The organism is Fusobacterium necrogenes (assembly GCF_900450765.1).
Lineage (GTDB): Bacteria > Fusobacteriota > Fusobacteriia > Fusobacteriales > Fusobacteriaceae > Fusobacterium_A > Fusobacterium_A necrogenes.
On the sequence record NZ_UGGU01000003.1, the window covers coordinates 747910 to 769678 of the forward strand.

Genomic DNA, 21769 nt, shown 5'->3' on the forward strand with positions numbered 1-21769 from the left:
TGGTTATGAACTATTTAAAGTTAAATGAGAAGTTACTAAAACATCATTTAAAGAACAAAAAAAGAATAACCTTAAGTTTGATAGTAACTTTTATGATAACCGGTGGTCTAGGTATAACGGAAGAAGAAATTCTAGCTAGGGACCTGAGGCCAAGACAAGCAAAAAATGATATTAATATTGGTAATGATAGTCCAGGTTTAAGTATTGATAAAGCAGCAAATGGAAAAACTGATGTTGTAAATATTGTAACTCCAGGGGCTAATGGAATTTCACACAACAAATTTGTTGACTTTAATGTTGGTGAAGAAGGTATAATATTTAATAATAATGGTTTTCATGAATATGTTAATAGTCAATTAGGAGGAATTGTTCATAAAAATGCTAATTTGAGTGGTGGAGCTGCTAAAACAATTTTAAATGAAGTTACTGGAATGAGAGATTCATATTTGAATGGTGTTGTAGAAGTAGCTGGAGAAAAAGCAGATTTTATTCTTGCGAATGAGAACGGAATTACTGTTAATGGAGCAGGATTTATTAATACTAGTGGAGTTACATTAACAACTGGTAAAGTTAATAATAATAATGGAAATTTAAGTGTTGATGTAACTAAAGGAAATGTTGTAATTGAAGGAAGCGGAGTAGAAGTATCTGGAAATTATTTTAATATTATTTCTCAAACTATAGAGCTATTTGGACAGGTATCCTCTAAAAATGGTGAAAATGATGCCGATTTAAATTTTATAGCTGGAAATAATAAAGTAGATTTTATAAATACTTCAGCTCCTCAAGTTACAGGAAGTACTAATGGAACAACTTCAGAAATAAAATATGGAATACATGCAGGTCCGCTAGGTGCAATGTATGGAAATAATATAAGACTTATAAGTACAGCTCATGGACTTGGGGTAAGACATGAAGGAATAATCAGAAGTAAGGGAGATATCACTATTGAAGCTGATGGTGATATAGCTATAGGAGGATTAAATTCTGAAAAAAATATTACAGTTACAGGAAAAGGAAAGTTAGAAACAATTAATGGAACTTATAAAGTGGATAATAAAATATATAACTATAGTATTGTTTCAACAAAAGGAATAAATTTAAATGTAACTGGAGATATGGAGATTAATAGCTTTATAAGTGCTAATGGAGCAGAAGGACTACAAATAACAGCAAAAAATTTAAAAATTTTAGGAGATAAAAAGACAACAGCAGGAATATTAGCACAAGGACTTTTATTGATAAAAGTAGAAGGAGATATCACTATTGAAGCTTTGTTGAGACCAGTTAGAAATGGTAGTACAAGTGATGATCCACCATTAGTAGTAGGAGAAGATGGAAAAGTTATTGACCCAATAACAGGAGAAATATTAAATGAAAGTCAATATTCATGGGTAGGAAGTGGAATACAAGGAGAAAGAATAGAGATTAGCTCAACTAATTTTACTAATGATTCAACTATTAGTAATACAAGACGTTTACAAGATAAAAGTTCAATAAAAATTACTGCAACAGATAAATTAATAAATAATAAATTAATATCTTCATCTGGAAAATTAGAACTAAATGCAGGTAAATTAGAGAATAAAGAAGGAGCATCATTACAGGGTTCAGATATAAAAATTGTTGCTGGAAGTATAGAAAATGTTGGAGATATTAGACAAAATGTGGATAGTCAAGGAGAAACAGCAGATAGATTTGGAAAAGTAGAAATAGACTTTACAAATGGTAATTTTATTAATAAAGGAACTGTATCAGGATATGAAGTTGTTATTAATGGAACTGGTTTTATTCTAGAAAATACTGAAAGTGGTAAAATAGTTGCTTCTACTGTAGATTATCCTTTAGGTCAAGGATCAATTACTATAAAAGTAAAAGATTTAAAGAATAAAGGGTTAATTCAGTCATATGGATCTGGATTTCAAAATGATATAACCATTGATGTCGAAACTCTTTCAAATATATTAGGACATATTATAGCACAAAGAGGAAATATAACTATTACATCTAAAGGAGAAATAGTTAACAGTGGAGAAATTTATGCTGAAAAAGATGTAAACATCACATCAACAGGAGCGTCTATAAGAAATGAAGGTGGAAGCTCATCAATTGGAGCAGCTAAAAATGTAACTATTACGGCAGAAAATGCAAAATTAGAAAATAGTGGGAAAATTTATGCAGCAGAAAAGTTACTAGTAATAGTTAGTGAATTATTAAATAATGGAAGTTCGGATGGATTAAAAAAATATTTGGAAGCTTTTTATAATTTAGGTCAAGATGGAACTAAAGAAATAGATAAAATTATTGGAGAATTAGAAGGACAATTGCAAAACGCTCCTACTGAAACAGAAAAACAACTTATTCAACAAAAAATTGATCTATTTAAAGATTTAAAAGAACAGTTAAAGAATTTTAATTCATCATTAGAAACTTTACCAAATATTGGAACAATGTCAGCTAATTCTATAGACATTACTACTAAAAAACTTGCTCAAAATAATGGTATTATAAAAGCTAATAATGATATACAAATAGCTTCAGAAGATGGAATAAATAATACTGGTATATTAGAAGCAGGCACAGATGTTACTTTAGAAGCAAAAGGGAACATAGTAAACTCTCAAAGAATATATGCTGGGAACAAGATAGACATCACAGGAAAGAGTTTTAAAGCTACAGGAAGTGATAAGTTACTAACAGATTATGCAACTACACTTAGCGATTTTAGTACAGCTGGAGGAGATGCTAAGTTAGATGAGTTAAATAAAAAAATAGCTGACTTAGAAGCACAACTTAAATCTAGTACAGGAACCGACTTACAAAGTGTAAAAACACAAATAGATAATTTGATTAAAGAAAGAGAAAAGTTAGCAGCATTAAAAGCAAAAATATCTTCTTTAGCAGAAAAATTAGAAAATGGTAAAGATGGAACTGGATTAAGTACTATTGAATCTAAAAATGTAAATATAACAACTACTAATGGACCTTTAAGTAATGCTGGAATAATAGTAACATCAGAAGATTTAACATTGAAAGCTCAAGGAAATGGTAGTGATATAACTAATACTGGAAATGTTGCCGTTGGTAATAATGCGAATATAAGTGGAAATAGTTTTACTAATAATGCAATGACTGTTGGAGGAAAATTTACAGCAACACTTCAAGATAAGCTAGAAAGTGAATCATTAAAAATAGTAAAGGGTATGGACGTTACAGCTAAAAATGCTCAATTTACTAATTTAGAAGTAGGTGAAAATGCAAATATAACCTTAAAAGAGAATGGTGCAGGTAATGTTACTTTTGGAAAAGATGGTAGTACATCTAATAAAGTAAATATAACTGGAAATCTTGGTATTACAGGTGGAGGTTTAATAAATAAAGCTGAAACTGCTGTAAAAGGAAGCTTAAATGTAGATAAAAATGGAAATAATAGTGCTAAATTTGAAAATACTGGAACTTTAGGTGTAAATCAAGATGCTACAATAAAAACAAATGGATTTACGAATAGTGGAAATATAGTAACAGAAAAAGGATTAAATGTTGAATCATCATCATTTACCAATAGTGGTGAAATGGTAGTAAAAGAAAAACTTAACGTAACATCAACTGGAGCATTTGAAAATAGTAAAGATATAGTTGCAAGACAAGGATTTGATGTTAAATCAACATCATTTACAAATAAACAAAATGCAAAGATCAATACTACAGATTTTACTTTAAAAGCTGGAGATGCTATAACAAACCAAGGAAGTATAGAGGCTAAAGGAAATCTTGATATAGATGGAGAAAAAACACTTAATAACTCTGGTAAAATTTTAGTACAAGGTTCAGGAAAGATAGATATTAAAGAAAGTATAAATAATTCAGGAGAAATAAAAGTAGGAAAATCTACTACAGCTACTCAAGCTAATGGAACCTTACAATCTGGGGATTTATTAATAACTACTGGAACTTTTACTAATAAAGGATCTGGTAAAGTTTCTGCTGAAAATGATTTAGATATAGTTGTTACTTCTGGTTTCAATAATGAAGCAAATGGAGAGATAGCTGCAAAAAATATATTGATAGATGGAACAGCTACTACTTTAAGTACAAATTTTGAAAATTCTGGAACTATAGCAAGTGAAGGAACTTTAACAGTAGATTTGGGAAGTAATAAAAAAGATATAAACTTAGGAAAATCTGGAAAAATGTCTTCTAAAGATACAATGACATTAAAAACAGGTGGAAATATTAGTAACGAAGGAAAATTCTCAAACATAGGAGGATTGGATTTCCAAGCTGGAAAAGCAATTACTAATAAAGGAATGATTTTAAGTCTTGGAGATATCAATTTACGAGCTAAAGAAAGTGTAACTAATGGAGAAAAAAATGGTACTGGTTCAACAATTTGGAGTGAAAAGAAAATCACTATTACATCAGAAACTGGAGATATTAATAACTATCAATATAGTACTATAAAATCTAAAGGAGATATGACTCTTACAGCAACTAATGGAACACTTTTAAATGAAGGTGGAACTATATCATCTGGTGGAAATTTAAACATAGATACTAAAACTGTGATAAATAAAAGTATAGTAAATGAAGGAAAAATCTATCTAGAGAAACCAAGTATTGATCCTAATGATACTCAAATATGGGGAGATGCATTTGATAATGTAAATAATATTGGTGGAACTAAAAACTCTACAAGGATTGAGATTTGGTTTCCTAAGATAGTTGATACTGGAGCTGTACAAGCCCAAGCAACAATAGAAGCAACTGGAAATTTAGGAATAAAAATTAAAGAAAAATTAGAAAATGATGTTGCAACAATAAGAAGCGGTGGAAATTTAAATATTAGTGGAGCTGGTCAAGTAATTAATAAAAGTTTGGAAAGTAAAATATCTCTTGAGGAATATCTAAAACATACATTAATAAGAGTTGAAGATACTATTAGAGAAACTAAACCAGCGAAAGAAGTAATTGTATTTGCTGGAACATTTTATGATGGAATAAATGCAAATTTACCAAACAATACAGGGGGAATATTAAATTATAATCCAGTCCTTATAGTTTTAGCTGAAGTTTTAGATGAAAATGCAGGTGGACATAATTGGCAAGGAACTCAGATGAAAAACTTGTATGATATGCTATATAAAGCAAGTGGGGGAAAAATTGAACCTAACAAAAAACTTGGAATAAAAAATACAAATGAGTTAGCAAAAGTAGAAACAACAATATATTCTGCTAAAAACTCAGCAAAAATATTAGCAGGTAAAGATATAACTTTAAACGGTGTTGAAGTAGTAAATGGAGCTGATAATATTATAAAAAACCAAAGTGTGGACGTTAAAGTAGGTAGTGAAAATGTTGGAACTGTTGATGTTAATTTAGATGTAAGTATAACTGATCCTAATGACATAACTGAAACTAATGGAATAAAATATCCAGATGGAGTCGAAGTTATAAAAGGTAGTGTAACAATAAATGGTGTAACAATAGATGCTTCAACTGGTGGATTAATAAGTGCTATTGCAGTTGCAGGAACAATTAATCCAATTGGATATATTGAAATTCCTAAAGGAGATAATGGAATATTTAGACCAGCAGATCCTAGACCAGGACAAAATATTCAATATAAGTTTGAGACAAATATTGACTTTATAGATCCATCTAAGTATTTTGGATCTGAGTACTTCTTTGGTAAGATAGGATATGATCCTGATAGAACTTCAACAGTTATAGGAGATGCTTACTATGAAACACAACTTATAAATAAAGTAATTAAAGAAGCTTTAGGATATACTGGAGAAGTTACAGCTGACTACATAAAAACTATGCTTGATAGTGCAGCAGAAACACAAGGAGATTTAGGATTAGTAGTAGGAAAAGCATTAACACCAGATCAAATTAATAGTCTTGAAAAAGATATTATTTGGTATGTAGAAGTAGAAATGGATGGAGAAAAAGTTCTTGTACCTCAAGTATACTTTGGAAAAGAAACAAGAATAGAAATGGCACAAGGTGATAAAGGTGGAGGATATGGTTCTACTATTAAAGCCGGAGGAAATATTGATATTAAAGGTGGAAGTGTAAGCAATACAAATGCAAACATAGTTGCAGGTGGAGATATCAATATGGATGTAACCGGTGATATCACTAATAGTGCAGTAGGAGGATTCCAAGGTGGAATTTCTGCAGGAGGAGATATATCTCTTAAAGCTGGTGGAGACCTTGATATGATAGGAGGAACTATCACTTCAACTGATGGTGGAGTAAGTGTTGAAACTGGAGGAGATATCAATATTGAATCTACTTTAGGAGGAAACTTAGGAAATCAAACTATATCTAATAAAGCAGGAATTACTGCTAAAGGAGATGTAACTGTTAATTCTGGCGGAGATACGACTATTAAAAATGGAACTATAAATAGTAGTGAAGGAGATGTAGCTTTAACAGGTAAAAATGTAAATATTGAAGATCAAAACCTAATAAGTAGTGGACAAAGTTTTGATTCTGATAGAATCAGTAAGACAGAAAGTAGTTATACAGCTTCTACTTCTGTGGGATCAGAAATCGGCGGAAAAAATGTTTCTATTAATGCTGAAAATGATATTAACATCAAAGGTAGTGGAGTTGTAGCTGAAAATGATTTATCATTAGATGCAGGTAAAAATGTAAATATTACTGATGGACAAAATCATTACTATGGAAAAACAACAACTGAAACTAATGGATTTGATATGAACTATAAACTTAATGTTGGTTCAAGTACTTCTGAAACACAAGCTTCAGCTTCAGCTGGAAGTACTGTAGGAGGACTTGGAAATGTAACTATTAAGTCTGGACAAGATACTAATATTAAAGGTAGTGACGTTATTTCAGGTGGAGATACTAATGTTATAGCAGGTGGAAATGTAAATATAACTGATGGTAAAAATACTGAAGAGACAAAATCAAGTTCATCAAGTTATGATGTTATCTCATACACTAAGAAGAGCAGCGAGACAAAATCAAGTACTTCTCAAGGAAGTAGCATAACTAGCGGTGGAAATATTAATATTAAATCTGGTGGAGATGTAACATCAGTTGGAGGAGAATTCAACTCACTAGGAGATACTAATATTGATGCAACTGGAAATGTAAAATTTGAAGCTGGTAAAAATGAATATGAAGAAAAGAGCAACTCTTTTGGAGTAGGAATAATAAGTGGAAATGCAGGAGTAGGAGCTGGAGGAGCTAGTGCAAATGCAGGATGGGATATTAATAACGGTGGTTACAGTGAAGTTGTAAATGGAAAAGCTAGTGATCAAACTATCAATGATATGAATAAAGTAGGTAAGAGTGGTAAGAACTATATGGATTCTCTAGCTAAAGCAGATGCAACTATAGGAATTTCAATCCAAAACAAACACAAGAAGGAAACAACTTGGACAGAAGGAAGTGTAAATACAGGAGGAGATATTAATATCAAATCTGGTGGAACTACAGATATAGGAGGATCAGACTTTAACTCAAAAGGTGATTTCAATATTACTGCTAACGATATTGACTCTACTAAATATACTGATGAAATCGAAGAAACAAGTAGTGGATTCAATGTTGGAGTAAAAGTAGGAAATAATACAACAAGTTCTATTGCAGATGCTGTTAATAAAGGAATGCAAATACATGAAAATGCAACTGATTCAGAGCATAATAGTGTAAATGGTGCTCTTGTAGGTGCACAAGTTGCTGGTACTGTAAGTAACGTTATCTTTGGAGACCTTGTAGGAAATGTAACTTCAGTTACTGGAGAATTTGGATATAATAATTCATATTCTAAAACAACTGAAGAGAACATTACTAATATTACATCTGGAGGAGATATTAATTTCAAAACAACAGGTGGAGATATCAACTTAAAAGGTGTAGAAATGGATGGTAATGATATTACTTTAGATTCAGCTAAGGATATCAATATTTCAAGTGCTAAGAAAACTGAAGTAGAACATTCAACTGGAGTTAATGTTTCAGTTGGAGGAACAGTAAGTGCAGGAGTAGGAACTATTGATGGAGCAAATGCACAAGTTGGAGTAACTGGAAATGTAAGTGTATCGAAAAATGATAAGAATAATCAAACTAATACTGGAAGCTCAATCAACGGAAACAATATAACTATCAAATCTGGAGGAGATACTAACGTAATAGGAAGTAACGTTTCAGGAAATGATGTAACTGTTGATGTTGGAGGAGACTTAAATATTAAGACTGAAACAGATAATATTGACGAGAAGAGAACTGAAGGATGGGCTGGAGGAGACCTATCTGGAGGAGTTGCTTCTAATACAATAGTAACTGGAGATGCAGGAATTTCAGCAGGAGGAGGAAGTATCACTAAGAGTGGTGATAAGATCAATAACCAAGCTGGAATTACAGCTAAGAATAAGATAGATGTAACAGTTGATGGAGACTTAAACTTAAAAGGAGGAGTTGTAGGTTCAGATACTGGAGATGGAAGCTTAACAGTTAAAGGAGACGTCAATGTTGAAGATGTTAAATCTAATTATGAAGAAGGCGGAGCAATCGTTGGAGTTAACGGAGGAACTAAAGGAGGAGGAATCCTTGGAGAAGTTGGAGACAATGTTGACTTAGAGAAAACTGCTAAAGGAACAATTGGAATTAACAAAGATAATATCACTGTAGGTGGAGATGTAACTGTAAATGGTAAGACAAATACAGGTGACGATAAGTTAGAAGGTGTAAATACTGATATGGATGGAAGCATAACAGTAGATAAAGATGTTTCTCAAGGAGGAGGAACATTCAGTGGAACAGCTAGTAAACTTCCTGGTAAGAAAACAGATAGTGGAAGCTATGACTTACCTGATGGAAAACAACCACCACCACCACCAATTCGTCGTGATCCAGAACCAGTGAAAGTGGATATACCAACATTACCTGATATACCAAAACCAACTGTTAAGGTTCCTATACCTGAAGAGCATAAAGTTATAAAAATACCAAGACCAGAAATTCAATATCCAGTGGTTGAGGATTTACCAAAACCACAAAAACCAATACCAATTCCACCAAAACCAGATCCAGATCCAGATCCGGATCCAATAATTCCTGAATTTGGAAAAATACCAAGACCAGAGGTTCACTATCCAGTAATTGAAGAATTACCAAAACCTCAAAAACCAGAAATAATTCCACCAAAACCAGATCCAGATCCAGACCCACCTAAGAAACCAGTAGTTGGAGGATATGTAAAAGATGAAAATGGAAAATGGGTTCCAGCTTATAGTAAGGGAATGGGAGCAGCTCTTACAGGTGGAGGATTAACTTCTGGAGGATTAAAAGGATATCAAGACGGAGTTAAGAGTTTAATTAAAGGTGAAACACAAGTACCTAATAGAGATGATAAGAAACCAGTAAAACCACCTCAATATGAAGGAAAATACATAAAAGATGAAAATGGAAACTGGCACAAAACAACTTATCAACCTGGAGATGTTACAATAGGTGGAAAAGCTAGTGAATCTAATGGTATTAGTGCTCCAATGAATAATAATACAAATAGAAATACAGTAGGAACAGTGGGTAATAAAAATACTGATGGAGCGACAAAGAATACATCAGAAACTGGGACAGTAGGTAATAAAAATACTGATGGAGCGACAAAGAATACATCAGAAACTGGGACAGTAGGTAATAAAAATACTGATGGAGCAACAAAGAATACATCAGGAACTGGAACAGTAGGTAATAAAAATACTGATGGAGCAACAAAGAATACATCAGGAACTGGAACAGTAGGTAATAAAAATACTGATGGAGCGACAAAGAATACATCAGAAACTGGGACAGTAGGTAATAAAAATACTGATGGAGCAACAAAGAATACATCAGGAACTGGAACAGTAAGTAATAAAAATACTGATGGAGCGACAAAAAATACAGGAAGTAATTCGTCTAAGAAGAAGGCAGAAGAACCAGTATTAGCGCCACCGGCACCAGCACCAATAACAACAACAGTGAAGACGCCAGCGCCAATACCAGATGTACCAAGACCAGAAGTAAAGGTACCAATTCCAGGAGCTGGAGGAGGAGATGGAAGACCAGCATTACCACCAGTAGATTATAATCAAGGAGGAGATGGAAGACCAGCATTACCACCAGCAGATTACAATCAAGGAGGAGATGGAAGACCAGCATTACCACCAGTAGATTACAATCAAGGAGGAGATGGAAGACCAGCATTACCACCAGTAGATTACAATCAAGGAGGAGATGGAAGACCAGCATTACCACCAGCAGATTACAATCAAGGAGGAGATGGAAGACCAGCATTACCACCAGTAGATTATAATCAAGGAGGAGATGTAAAATTACCATTGCCACCAGCAGATTATAATCAAGGAGGAATTCTTAAATCACCTTCAACATCACAAGGTACTGGAAATTCTCAAAAGAAAGTAAGTTTTGATGATGGAAATATAGAAGTAGGATATGTTCCAAAGAATGATTCTACAAGAAAACCGTATGATGATGCAAGGGATACAACAGAAATCTCAAAGGATATTGATAAATTACTAGGTGAACAAAAAAAATTAACAGATAAGCAAAACTCAGGAAAGAAACTTTCTAAAAAAGAGCAGGAAAAATTAAATCAATTAGAAAAAGATTTAGCAGTTTTAAATGATGAATTAGTAGATGCTATTGGACGTGACAAAGCAGATAGACCAGACGATGAGAGAATTCCTGAGGAGATGGCTAATTTAGTTAAAGAGAGACAACAATTGATGGATAAGGTAAATAGAGGTGAGCAATTAACAGCTGAACAAAAAGATAGGCTAAATGAAATAGAACTAGATATAAAAACTTTAGAAAATACTATTGCTAACTCAAAATCTAATGTTGGAGGATCTTTAACACCACCAGCACCACCAGTTAAGACAGTTACTGGAAAGACTCCAGAGACATTACCAGATACTCCTAAGCCAGATGTTAAAGTACCAATACCTGGAACTCAAGGAGGAAGTGATGTTGTATATGCTGATCTAGATTTAGGTGCAGGATCAGGGGTAATACACGGAGGTAGTGATACAATTTACTCTAATATTACATCAGGACCACCACCATTACCACCGAAGCCACAAAAAAAATGGACAAAATTCTGATGATGTTGTATATGCAGATTTAAATTTAGGTGCAGGATCAGGAGTAATACATGGAGGTAGTGATACAATCTATACTCAAGTTAAAGGTTCTGGAGGAGGAGGAGATGTAGCTCCAAAACCACCAAAAAGAGATGAATCATTAACAGCTGAGACTGCTAGAAAAATAGATGATTTAATGAAGCAACAAGAGATACTGACTTCAAAAGGTGAATTGTCTGATGCCGACAAAAGAAAACTTGATCAAATTGAAAAAGATTTAGCAAAAGAATTAGCACAACTTCAAAAAGATCTAGGTGATAAAGGACCAGCAGTTCCACCAAGAGGTGAATCATTAAATAAAAAATAAAATTAGAGGGGGGAAACCCCCTCTAATTTAAAAATAATTATTGGTAATTGTATAAAGACTATTTACAGAAATAATGTTTATAGATTTACTAACTATATAAATTAAAATATGGATTTTATCCAGAAAGGGAGTAGTATATGAGTAAAAAGAAAAAATTATTAATGCTTTTAGGATGTGCTTTATGTTTAGGATTAGCAAGTTGTAAAAATGATAATCAGACTTCTCAAGAAGCTACAACAAAAGTTTATAAAAAATTGAATAGTGAGATAGATAGAGTAAGTCCTATCTCTAATGGAAAGATTATAGTAGAAATAGACAATAAATATGGAATTCAAGATCTTGATGGAAAGATTATTGAAAACATAGAGTATGACAAGATTATAAGAGTTTTAGAAAATTGTTATTATTTAGAAAAAGCTGGAATGGGAGTTATAAAAAATATTGTCAATAATAAAGTGGTAGAGGTTAATGAAGTTGGAAAAATCTCTGAAGAATATTTAAAAATAATGTATAACAATAAAGTTGGTGTAGTAGATAAAGACTTAAATTGGGTTATTCCAATGGAGTACGATTACTTAGAATTCAATAAAGAGTATATAACAGTAGTTAAAGATGGAAAGATAGATCTCTATGATATAAACATGAAAAAAATTGATTTAAAAGGTGCTGAAAAAGTATTATTAGGAATAGGAAATTATTTATATAATGTAAAAGATAATAAATTAGGTATAATGACTCCAAATGGTGATGTTCTAGTAGAACCTAAGTATAATAACTTTTTGAGATTAAATGAAAAAGATGTAGTTATTGGATATAAGGGTAATGAAAAATATTTGATTAATTTATCAAAAAAAATAGAGGAATTAGTAGATTATGATAGTTTTGGTGAAGAGGGAGCAGGATTAATTCTGACTCTAAAAGATAATAAATTAGGATATATTAATGATATTGGAGAAGAAATTATCCCTAATAAGTATGAAGGAGCTTTTAAGGCTGATAGTGAAAGTGAATATTTACAAGTAAAAGAAGATGGTAAATGGAAATTAATACATAAAGATGGTAAATTATATAAAGAATTGCCATATAATGATATAGGAGAAAATAAAGACGAATATACTTTAGTTTTGTTAAATGATAAATTTGGATATATGGATAAAAATGGAGATGAAAAGATTACTCCACAATATCTATCTGCAACTAGCTTTGAACAAGGATACGCAATTGTAGGAATAGAAAGTGGATTTGGAATTATCAATAAGAAAAATGAGATAGTAATTCCAATGATTTATGATGATATTTATATACAGTCTGGTTATGTCTATGTAACAATGGATAATAAAAAAGGACTATTGGATCTATCAGGAAATGAAATATTACCAGTTGCCTATGATGATTTAGGAGCAATTGATGGAAATGTATTGTTCTACAAAAAAGCAAATGAATCAGGGTATATGGAAATAGGAAAATAGTGAAGAGAAAAATTATTAAAAGACATCAATTGAGAAATACTTGAAGGAGGCAAACTTGAATTTAAGATATATAGATGAAGGGGAAGGAGAAGTATTAGTCTTTGTACACTCTTATCTTTGGAATAAAGAGATGTGGAGGCCACAAATAGATTATTTAAAAGAAAAATATAGATGTATATCGATTGATTTACCAGGACATGGAGAATCACCAAATCTAAAAGATATTGAAACTGAGAATGTTATGGAGAAGATAGCTACCTTCATTTCAGAATTACTTTCAGATTTAATGATAGAAAAATATACTTATGTTGGTTTATCTATAGGTGGAATGCTATCAGTACCACTATATAAAATAGATAAAGATAAAATAAAAAAGATGATAGTAATGGATTCATATTTAGGAGAGGAAAATATTGCGGCTAAAACTTTATATTCTGATATATTAAAGCAAGTTGAGAATGATGGAGCAATATCAATTAAAGTTGCTGAAAAAATAGTTCCAATGTTTTTTTCAGAGAAAGTTATTCATTTGAAACATGAATTATACAAAAAACTTTTTGTTCAACTTATAAATATGCCTAGAAGTAGAATAAATACAATTTTAAAAATAGGAAAGGCTATAAATGAAAGAAAAAACCTTTTAGATGAGTTAAAAAAGATAGAAGCTCCTATGATTTTTATTGCTGGAGAATATGATATACCAAGACCTTTTTCTGAGTCAGAAGAGATGTCAAAAATAAAAAAAGATTCACTTCTATTCAAGATTGAAAATGCTGGACATATATCTAATTTAGAAAATATTGAAAAAGTTAATTTAATTCTTGAACAGAATTTGTAATTATGAAATAAAGTATGATTTTATACCTAAAATTAAAAAACATATAAGTAAAAAACTACATCTGATATCGATAGATATTGGATGTAGTTTTTTTTATTAATTTATAAGCTTATCATATTTTGTAAAGTTATTATAATTCATAGTATTGATAACTTTTTTCACATATAATTCTTTTTCTTCAGAATAATTTATAAGACCAGTAGCAATAGTTGCTGGGGATCTGTTTTCATTTACTAATTTTCTAAGCTTTGTATAGTTTTTATTTCTTGAAAGATTTAATACAAAATCAGCAACAGAATCTTTTACACTAGTATATTTTCTCAAATAAGGCACAAAACCATTTTTTCTTTTTCCTTTTGCAGCTATTCTAGGTTCACTTGGATCAGATGACCATACTCCAAAGAGATTATTTCCCTCTTTAAAGAACCTAGAAGTTCCCCAACCACTTTCAATAGCCCCTTGTGTAAGAATGAGTGATGTTGGGTAAATAATAAGCCGAGAGGTGAGTTCCAACCAATTTTTATATTCTACTCTATACTTTTTAAAAAGATTTTCAATATAAATTTTTTCCTCCATAGTCAAAATCTCTTTTTGTGATAGATTTTTAACAATTTCTCTATTATTTTTTATCTCAGCATTTACAACTCTTATAGCTGGTATCAAAATATCAATGAAGATATTTTTCCTTTTATTGGCTGATAGTTTGCTTAAATCGATATTTACTTGAGTAAAGGTATATAATTTATTAGAGTTTTTCCACTTATTAATATCTTCTAAGCTATTGATTACTACTTTTTCATATTCGACTTTAGGAATAGAATTTTGTGCATAATTTGTATCTCCAAAGATGAATAAAAAAATAAAGATAAAAATATTTTTTATTTTCATTTTCAACTCCTCAAAATAAAATTATTTTAATAGTATATCATATTTAGATGTTATAAGTAAAGCTTATATACCCATCATACAATAAAGTCCTATAATTATTTTATAATATAAAATTTATAAAAATAAAAAAAATTTAAAAAAAGACTGATAAATTATCAGTCTTTCAATAGAATACTCTATATTTTTAATTATAACTCATTCAGAAGCAAAAAAATTTAATATGTACATCTCAATTCCTAACTCTAAATCTATATTACCACTTTTAATATTATATTCTAAAATATTTAATTCTTTAATTTTTATTTTTAAAAACTCCTCTTCGAAATTATTTATATTTTTCAACTTTAAAAATAACGTATAAGCATGAGGATAACCCTTTTCTGTAAGAAAAAACTCTTTAATATGTTCAAAGACATTCTCATTAAATTTTTTATAAGAGATATTTTTATCTAAGATCCCTGTTTTAGAAATAGAGGAGAGTTTTAAATAGAAAATTAATTCATCAGCTATAGTATACATAAAATTATTATGTAACTTTTCTTTGGTTAAAAATTGAAGAAGTATCTTATTATCTTTGCTGTGAAGAAAATTTTCTATTGAGTTTTTCAAATTAAATTCCTCATTGACAGATAGTAAATGTCGAATCTTTTCTAAATTAAAACTTTCTCCATTAAGAAAATTTTTTACCTTCTCTATCTCATTTTTTATTTTAAAAAAATCATTTCCAACTAATTCCACAAACATTTCTGCTTCATATTCAGAAATACTTAGTTTTTCTTGAAGATAAAAGATAATAGCTCTTCTTTCGTTTTCCTTTCTAAAACATATTATGTCAGCTATCTCCTTAAAACTGTCTAAAATCTTTTTAGGGAGAGGGTTTTTTATTTTTCCAAAGTCATTTAAAAATTCTTCATAAACTATGACGACCTCTTTTTGAGTGAGATTATACATCTTTAAAGATTTTGAGATTGAGTCAAGATTTTTTAAACTTTCAGCTCTTTTTAAAACTATTAATTCTTTTGGAGAGAATATAGAATTGCTAGATACGGAGTCAAAAAACTGAGTGATCTCATCTAAAGAAGCGTCAAATATTTTTTCTGGAATACCTAGATTATTACTCTTAATTTTATCGATGATTTCTTCATATTTAAGTTGTAATGGAGCTGTATCTCCATGTAAAAAATATATCATAAAATCCACCCTTTTTTAGTTTTGACCTTATGTAAAATCATAGCATAAAATATAAAAAAAGAAAAGGGAGAATAGAAAAGAAAAAGAAAATTTGTTATAATTAAAAATAAATTTTAAAACGATTAAGAGGAAAAGAGAAGAATGTTAAAAAGAAAAATATTAGGAAAGTTTTTATTAAATCTTTGTTATGGAATTTTATGGTTAGTACCAATTTACTTTTTTATAAGAGATTTTTTTGATTTGTCTAGTTTAGAGCTTTTAAAAGAAAATTATATTCAAGAAATCACTATTTTTTCTATTAAACAAGCTTTTTACTCTAGTGTAATAGCTTTATTAGTAGGAATAATTCCGGCATATTATTCAGCATATAGTAGGGATATTCTCTCAAAATTTATAGGAAGTTTAGTATTTATTCCTTTTTTCTTTCCAGTAATATCAATAGTCACTATTTTTTCCTTGATATTTAATCTTCCAATAGTAAAAGAATTAAATATCCTATATACATTAAAGGGAATAATAATGGCTAATGTTTTTTATAACTCACCTATATTTGTAAAATATATAAGTGAAGGGTTAAAAAAAATACCAAAGGAGTTAGAAGAATCTATGAGGATAGATGGAGCAAATGATTTTATTATTTTTATTAAAATTCAATTTTCTCTGATTTTACCTCAGATATTTAGAGCCTTTGTATTAGTATTTACTTATTGTTTTTTAGGATTAGGAATAATTCTTTCATTAGGTGGAATAAAGTATTCAAATATAGAGGTAGAAATAGCAAATACTTTAATGGGAGGAGCAGATTTTTCTAAGGCTATGCTTTTAGGTGGACTCCAGTTTTTAATCTTACTTATATTAAACTCTTTTGGTATATTTGTAAAGGAGTACGAGATTTCAGGTGATCAGCAGGAGAAAAAACTTGGTTTAATCTTTAAGATATATTCCTTAATTTATCTGATATTTCAATATGGAGTGGTAGTACTAGCTTTTTTATTTTCTTTTCTAAACCAATTCACTGGAGAGTTTTCATTGAAGGCCTATATTAATCTATTTTCTAAACCTTTTAATGAAGAGTTTGGTGTGATAAGTGCTATAGCTAATTCATTTATGATCTCAATGATAGTGAGTATTATAACTGTTTTCATAATATATTTAATCATAAAAAATTATAGTAGAATAACCGATATAATTATATTTTCTAATATGGGTATCTCTGGGGCTTTTCTTGCTATAACTTTGTATTATATGAATATCTTATTTGATATTCCATTAATTCTACTTTTAGGTGTGGGATATCTCATAGGTGCTATACCGATTGGATATTCCTTTATGTATCAGTATATAAAAAAATTTCCGGTAGAAATATTAGAAGTATCAGAATTAGATTGTAAAAATTTTTATCAAAGATTTAGATATGTGGAGTTTCCAATTTTAAAAAATATTTTTATCTCTTCTTTTCTTCAAATTTTTGCTGTAATATTTGGAGAGTTCACTGTGGTATATACTATGCAGTTAGGAGATATAATTCCTATTGCTTCTCTTGTAAATTATTCCTTGGTGAGCAATAAGAAATATATGGAGAGTTCTGCTTTTTCAGCTATTGTTTTATTCATAGTTTTAAGTGCTTTTTTATTAGGTGAGTATTTTAAAGAAAAAGAGTGAATCTATAATTTAAAGGATCATTAAATTGGAATATAGGTAGTTGTAACAGGCACTTGATTTTTTATATAGTCTAAGTTATACTCAAATTAGAAATTATAAAAATTTTAGAGGAGAATCAGATGATGAGATTTGCAATAATAGGGACAAGTAGTATAAGTGAAAAATTCATAGATGCATTAAAGAGTACAAAAAGTTGTGAAGCTTATGCCCTTCTTTCAAGAGATAAAAACAAAGGAAAGAGATTTGTTGAAAAATTTGAAATAGAAAAATTATATACTAATATAGAGGAGATGTTAAAAGATAAGGATATACAGGCTGTATATATAGCTTCTCCTAATGGAAAACATTTTGAACAAGCAAAACTTTCATTGGAAGCGGGGAAAAATGTAATTTGTGAAAAACCAATAGTTCCAACAGTAAAAGAATTTGATATATTAAAAGAGATAGCTATAAAAAATAAAGTGGTACTTATGGAAGCAATGCGTCCTACTACTAATCCAAATTTCAAATTAATAAAAGAAAACTTATATAAAATAGGGGCAATAAGGCAAGTGATGTTAAAATATTGTCAATATTCATCAAAATATGATTTATTGAAAGTTGGAGAAGTTAGAAATATTTTTGATAAAAATATGTCTGGAGGAGCACTATATGATATAGGAGTCTATCCATTATATTTTACTTTAGCTATGTTTGGAGAGCCAAAAGAGTATATTGGAAGTAATTATCTATTAAGTAGTGGTGTAGATGGTTGTGGAACAATTCTTTTAAAATATTCAGACAAGATAGGAGTAATATCTTATTCAAAAATTACAGATGAAAAAACTCCATCAGAGATAATAGGAGAAGATGGTTCTATTGTTATAAATAAGGTCTCTGCTGTAAAAGGAATAACAATTAAGTATAGAGATGGTAGAGAGGAAAAAATAGAAATAGATACCTATGAAAATGATATGAGATACGAAATAGAGGAGTTTGTAAAAATTATAGAAGAGGGAAAAGTAGAATCAACTTTAAATAGCTTTACTACTTCAAGAAAATGTGTGGAGATAATGGAAACTCTTGCTAATAGATAATATTATAGTATTTAGGGAGAAATATGTGGGAAGTATTAAAAAAATTAGTAAAGGAAGAGAAGAGAGAAGATAAAGGAATAAAAATTAGAGAGAGAAAAGTAGAAAAATCAGATGAGGAAACTTTATTGAGAAAGAGCATAAGAGATTTGGAGAGGAGAGAGGTAGAGAGTGTAGATACCTCTCTTTTATCTAAAAGTTATAAAATAGATTACTCCTCTCTACTCAATGAGGAACAGAAAAAAGCACTGCTTTCAACAGAGGGACAATACTTAGTAATAGCTGGGGCAGGTTCTGGAAAAACTAGGACAATAGTATATAGAACAGCTTGGTTGATTGAAAATGGAGTACCAGAGGAAAAAATTTTGATGGTAACATTTACTAGAAAAGCTAGTGAAGAGATGAAAGAGAGATTAAAAAATATTTTAAATGTAGAAGAGTTAAAAGCAGTAGTAACTACATTTCATTCTTTTTGTGCGAGACTTATTTTTAAATATAAAGCTCTTTTTGAAGTAGGAAATATAGATATAATGGAAGAGGGGGAAAGAGAAAAGATTCTCTTAAAAATATTAGAGAGGTTTGAACTTAGTAAAAAATATAAAGAAAAATTTTATGATGTAGAAGAGTTATCAAATAGATTAGAAAAATTAAAAAATAGAAGATTAAAATTAGAAGATATTTTTCCTAAAGAGTATATAGATGATATTATAAAAATTAAGTCCGAGTATAAAAAATATAAAAAAATAAAAAATCTCTATGAATATGATGATCTGATTGAGATTGTTATAAAAAAATTTAAAGAGAATAGGGAGTTTTTAAAAATTATAAGAGATAAGATAGATTATCTTGTAGTAGATGAGTATCAAGATAGTAACTTAGCTCAAAGAGAGTTGCTTAAACTCCTTATAGGAGAAGATAAAAATCTTATGGTAGTAGGAGATGACTATCAAAGTATATATGGATTTAGAGGAGCAGACTTCACTAATATTTTAAAATTTGGAGAAGATTTCCCAAAGGCAAAATTGATTAAGCTAGAGAAAAATTATAGAAGTAGTGAGGAGATAATCGCATATACTGAAAGAATTTCTAATAATTTTAAGATTAAATATAGTAAAAAAATTTGTGGAACAAAAAGAAAAGGTGAGAGGGTACACATCAACTCTTTTAAAGATGAGGAACAAGAAGGAAGATATATTTGTGAAAAGATTTTGACTTATAGAGAAAGCTTTCCTTTTGAGGAAATGGCTATACTATTTAGAAATAAATATACAGTAAGAGTGTTGGAAAAATTATTAATAGAGTATGAAATACCATATTATAAAAAAGATACGGAGAAGAAAAAAGGAGTAGCTCTTTATTCCCTACATGCTTCTAAAGGATTAGAATGGGAAATAGTTTTTATACCTACACTTTTAGATGGTGTATTTCCTAGTAGTATTGAATTTGAAAATTTTGAAGAAGAGAAAAGAGTTTACTATGTAGGGTGTAGTAGGGCTAAAAATTATCTTTACTTAAGTTATCCAAAATTTCATTATGAAAAACTCGGCTATTTTGACAAAAAGTCTAGGTTTTTAGACTATTAGAACTTTGATTATTTCTTTTCTTGACGTAAGTATTTTTAATGGAGTATAATGATATAGTAAATAAAGATTAATTGTATGAGGTAAGAATGAAGCATAAAAACATAATGGTGGTAGGAACTTCTTCAGGTGCTGGAAAAAGCATAGTTGTAACTGCACTTTGTAAAGTTTTGACAAAGGATGGATATAGGGTGGCTCCTTTCAAATCTCAAAATATGGCATTAAATTCTTTTGTAACCAAAGCTGGATTAGAGATGGGAAGAGCTCAAGTGGTACAAGCGTATGCCTGTGGAATAGAACCGGAGATATATATGAATCCTATCCTCTTAAAACCTACTACAAATAAAAAGGTTCAGGTTATTGTCAATGGGAAATCTATTGGAAACATGAGTGGGATTGAGTATGGAAAATTTAAAATCTCTCTCAAGCCTGAAATAATGAAAGCCTATAATTATATCAAGCAAAATTATGAGATATCTGTATTAGAAGGAGCTGGAAGTCCTGTTGAAATAAATATCAAAGGTGAAGATATTGCTAATATGAAGATGGCAGAGATGGCTGATGCTCCAGTGATACTTGTAGCTGATATAGATAGAGGAGGAGTTTTTGCTTCTATATATGGAACTATCATGCTTATGGCTCCAGAGGAGAGAGAAAGAGTAAAAGGAGTAATTATAAATAAGTTTAGAGGAGATGTAAATATATTAAAACCTGGTTTGAATCAGATAGAAAAGTTGACAAAAGTTCCGATAATAGGTGTTATTCCTTATTTAGATATAGATATAGAAGATGAGGATACCCTTACTCAAAAATTTAAAAAATATAATAAAAAAAGAGGAATAGATATCTCTGTAATTAAGTTAAAGCATATATCTAACTTTACAGATATAGATGCATTAAGAATGCTAGCTGATGTGAATATAAAATATATTACTTCTGCTGATGAGTTAGGAGAAGAAGATATTATAATTATCCCAGGAACTAAAAATACTATTGAAGATTTAAAAGAAATAAAAGAAAATGGGATAGCTACAGAAATTGTGAAAGCTTCTAAAGCTGGAAAAATTATAATAGGCATATGTGGTGGGTTCCAAATGTTGGGAGAAAAAATAGAAGACAGATATTGTATAGAAGGAGATATAAAAGAGCTTTCTGGACTTGCACTATTAGAAGTGAGAACAACTATAGAAAAAAATAAAAATACCCTACAATACAAAGGAAAACTTCAAAATTGTTCTGGATTACTAAAAGGACTAGATGGTGAGGAGATAAAAGGTTATGAAATCCATCAAGGAGTTACTTTTGGGCTAGAAAAAAAAGTTACTGCTGATGATAAAGTTGTAGCTGTTATCAAGGGAGAAAATATTTTTGGTACATATATACATGGGATATTTGATAACGAAAAAGTAACAAGATATATACTTAATAAAGTTAGAGAGAAAAAAGGTTTGACTATTCAAAAGCAGGGAATGACATTTGCTGAGTATCGAAAAAAAGAGTTAGATAAGCTTGAAAAAATTTTTAGAGAAAATATAGATATGGAAAAGATTTATAAAATATTGAGGGGCTGAG

The 21769-nt window shown here is 29.9% G+C and carries 10 protein-coding genes; 8 read left to right on the forward strand and 2 right to left on the reverse strand.

What is annotated here, in order from left to right:
- Positions 1 to 5 precede the first annotated feature (5 nt).
- The 4 genes from DYA59_RS03810 (at position 6) to DYA59_RS03825 (ending at position 13803) form a co-directional block, all read left to right on the forward strand.
- A complete protein-coding gene (locus tag DYA59_RS03810; RefSeq protein ID WP_172606948.1) occupies positions 6 to 11150 on the forward strand; it encodes a hemagglutinin repeat-containing protein in 11145 nt (3714 codons plus the stop codon).
- Positions 11071 to 11496, forward strand: a complete 426-nt coding sequence (locus DYA59_RS03815) for a hypothetical protein (RefSeq protein WP_115269547.1) — start codon at positions 11071 to 11073, stop codon at positions 11494 to 11496. Before DYA59_RS03810 ends, DYA59_RS03815 begins: the two co-directional genes overlap by 80 nt.
- Before the next feature lie 137 nt (positions 11497 to 11633).
- Positions 11634 to 12965 (forward strand): WG repeat-containing protein, encoded by a 1332-nt coding sequence (locus DYA59_RS03820; protein ID WP_115269549.1) that lies wholly within the window; start codon positions 11634 to 11636, stop codon positions 12963 to 12965.
- Positions 12966 to 13020: 55 nt separating this feature from the next.
- Positions 13021 to 13803, forward strand: coding sequence for an alpha/beta fold hydrolase (locus tag DYA59_RS03825; protein ID WP_115269551.1), 783 nt, complete (start codon positions 13021 to 13023; stop codon positions 13801 to 13803).
- A gap of 96 nt (positions 13804 to 13899) precedes the next feature.
- Here the strand turns inward: DYA59_RS03825 and DYA59_RS03830 are convergent, their stop codons facing one another.
- Entirely contained in the window at positions 13900 to 14691 is a 792-nt protein-coding gene (locus DYA59_RS03830; RefSeq protein WP_115269553.1) for a glucosaminidase domain-containing protein, read from the reverse strand.
- Between the two features lie 195 nt (positions 14692 to 14886).
- On the reverse strand, positions 14887 to 15882 hold the full coding sequence (locus tag DYA59_RS03835) for a DNA polymerase III subunit delta (protein ID WP_115269555.1): 996 nt from the start codon (positions 15880 to 15882) through the stop codon (positions 14887 to 14889).
- A 141-nt stretch (positions 15883 to 16023) separates the two neighbouring features.
- Here DYA59_RS03835 and DYA59_RS03840 point away from each other — a divergent pair, with 141 nt between their 5' ends.
- The 4 genes from DYA59_RS03840 (at position 16024) to DYA59_RS03855 (ending at position 21768) form a co-directional block, all read left to right on the forward strand.
- Positions 16024 to 17544, forward strand: a complete 1521-nt coding sequence (locus DYA59_RS03840; RefSeq protein WP_115269557.1) for an ABC transporter permease — start codon at positions 16024 to 16026, stop codon at positions 17542 to 17544.
- A gap of 119 nt (positions 17545 to 17663) precedes the next feature.
- The gene (locus DYA59_RS03845; protein WP_115269559.1) at positions 17664 to 18620 is read left to right on the forward strand and encodes a Gfo/Idh/MocA family protein; all 957 of its coding nucleotides are present in this window, start codon (positions 17664 to 17666) and stop codon (positions 18618 to 18620) included.
- A 23-nt stretch (positions 18621 to 18643) separates the two neighbouring features.
- On the forward strand, positions 18644 to 20200 hold the full coding sequence (locus DYA59_RS03850) for an ATP-dependent helicase (RefSeq protein WP_245943714.1): 1557 nt from the start codon (positions 18644 to 18646) through the stop codon (positions 20198 to 20200).
- An 86-nt stretch (positions 20201 to 20286) separates the two neighbouring features.
- Complete coding sequence (locus DYA59_RS03855) at positions 20287 to 21768, forward strand: cobyric acid synthase (RefSeq protein ID WP_115269561.1); 1482 nt, start codon at positions 20287 to 20289, stop codon at positions 21766 to 21768.
- The last annotated feature ends 1 nt before the right edge of the window (position 21769 follow it).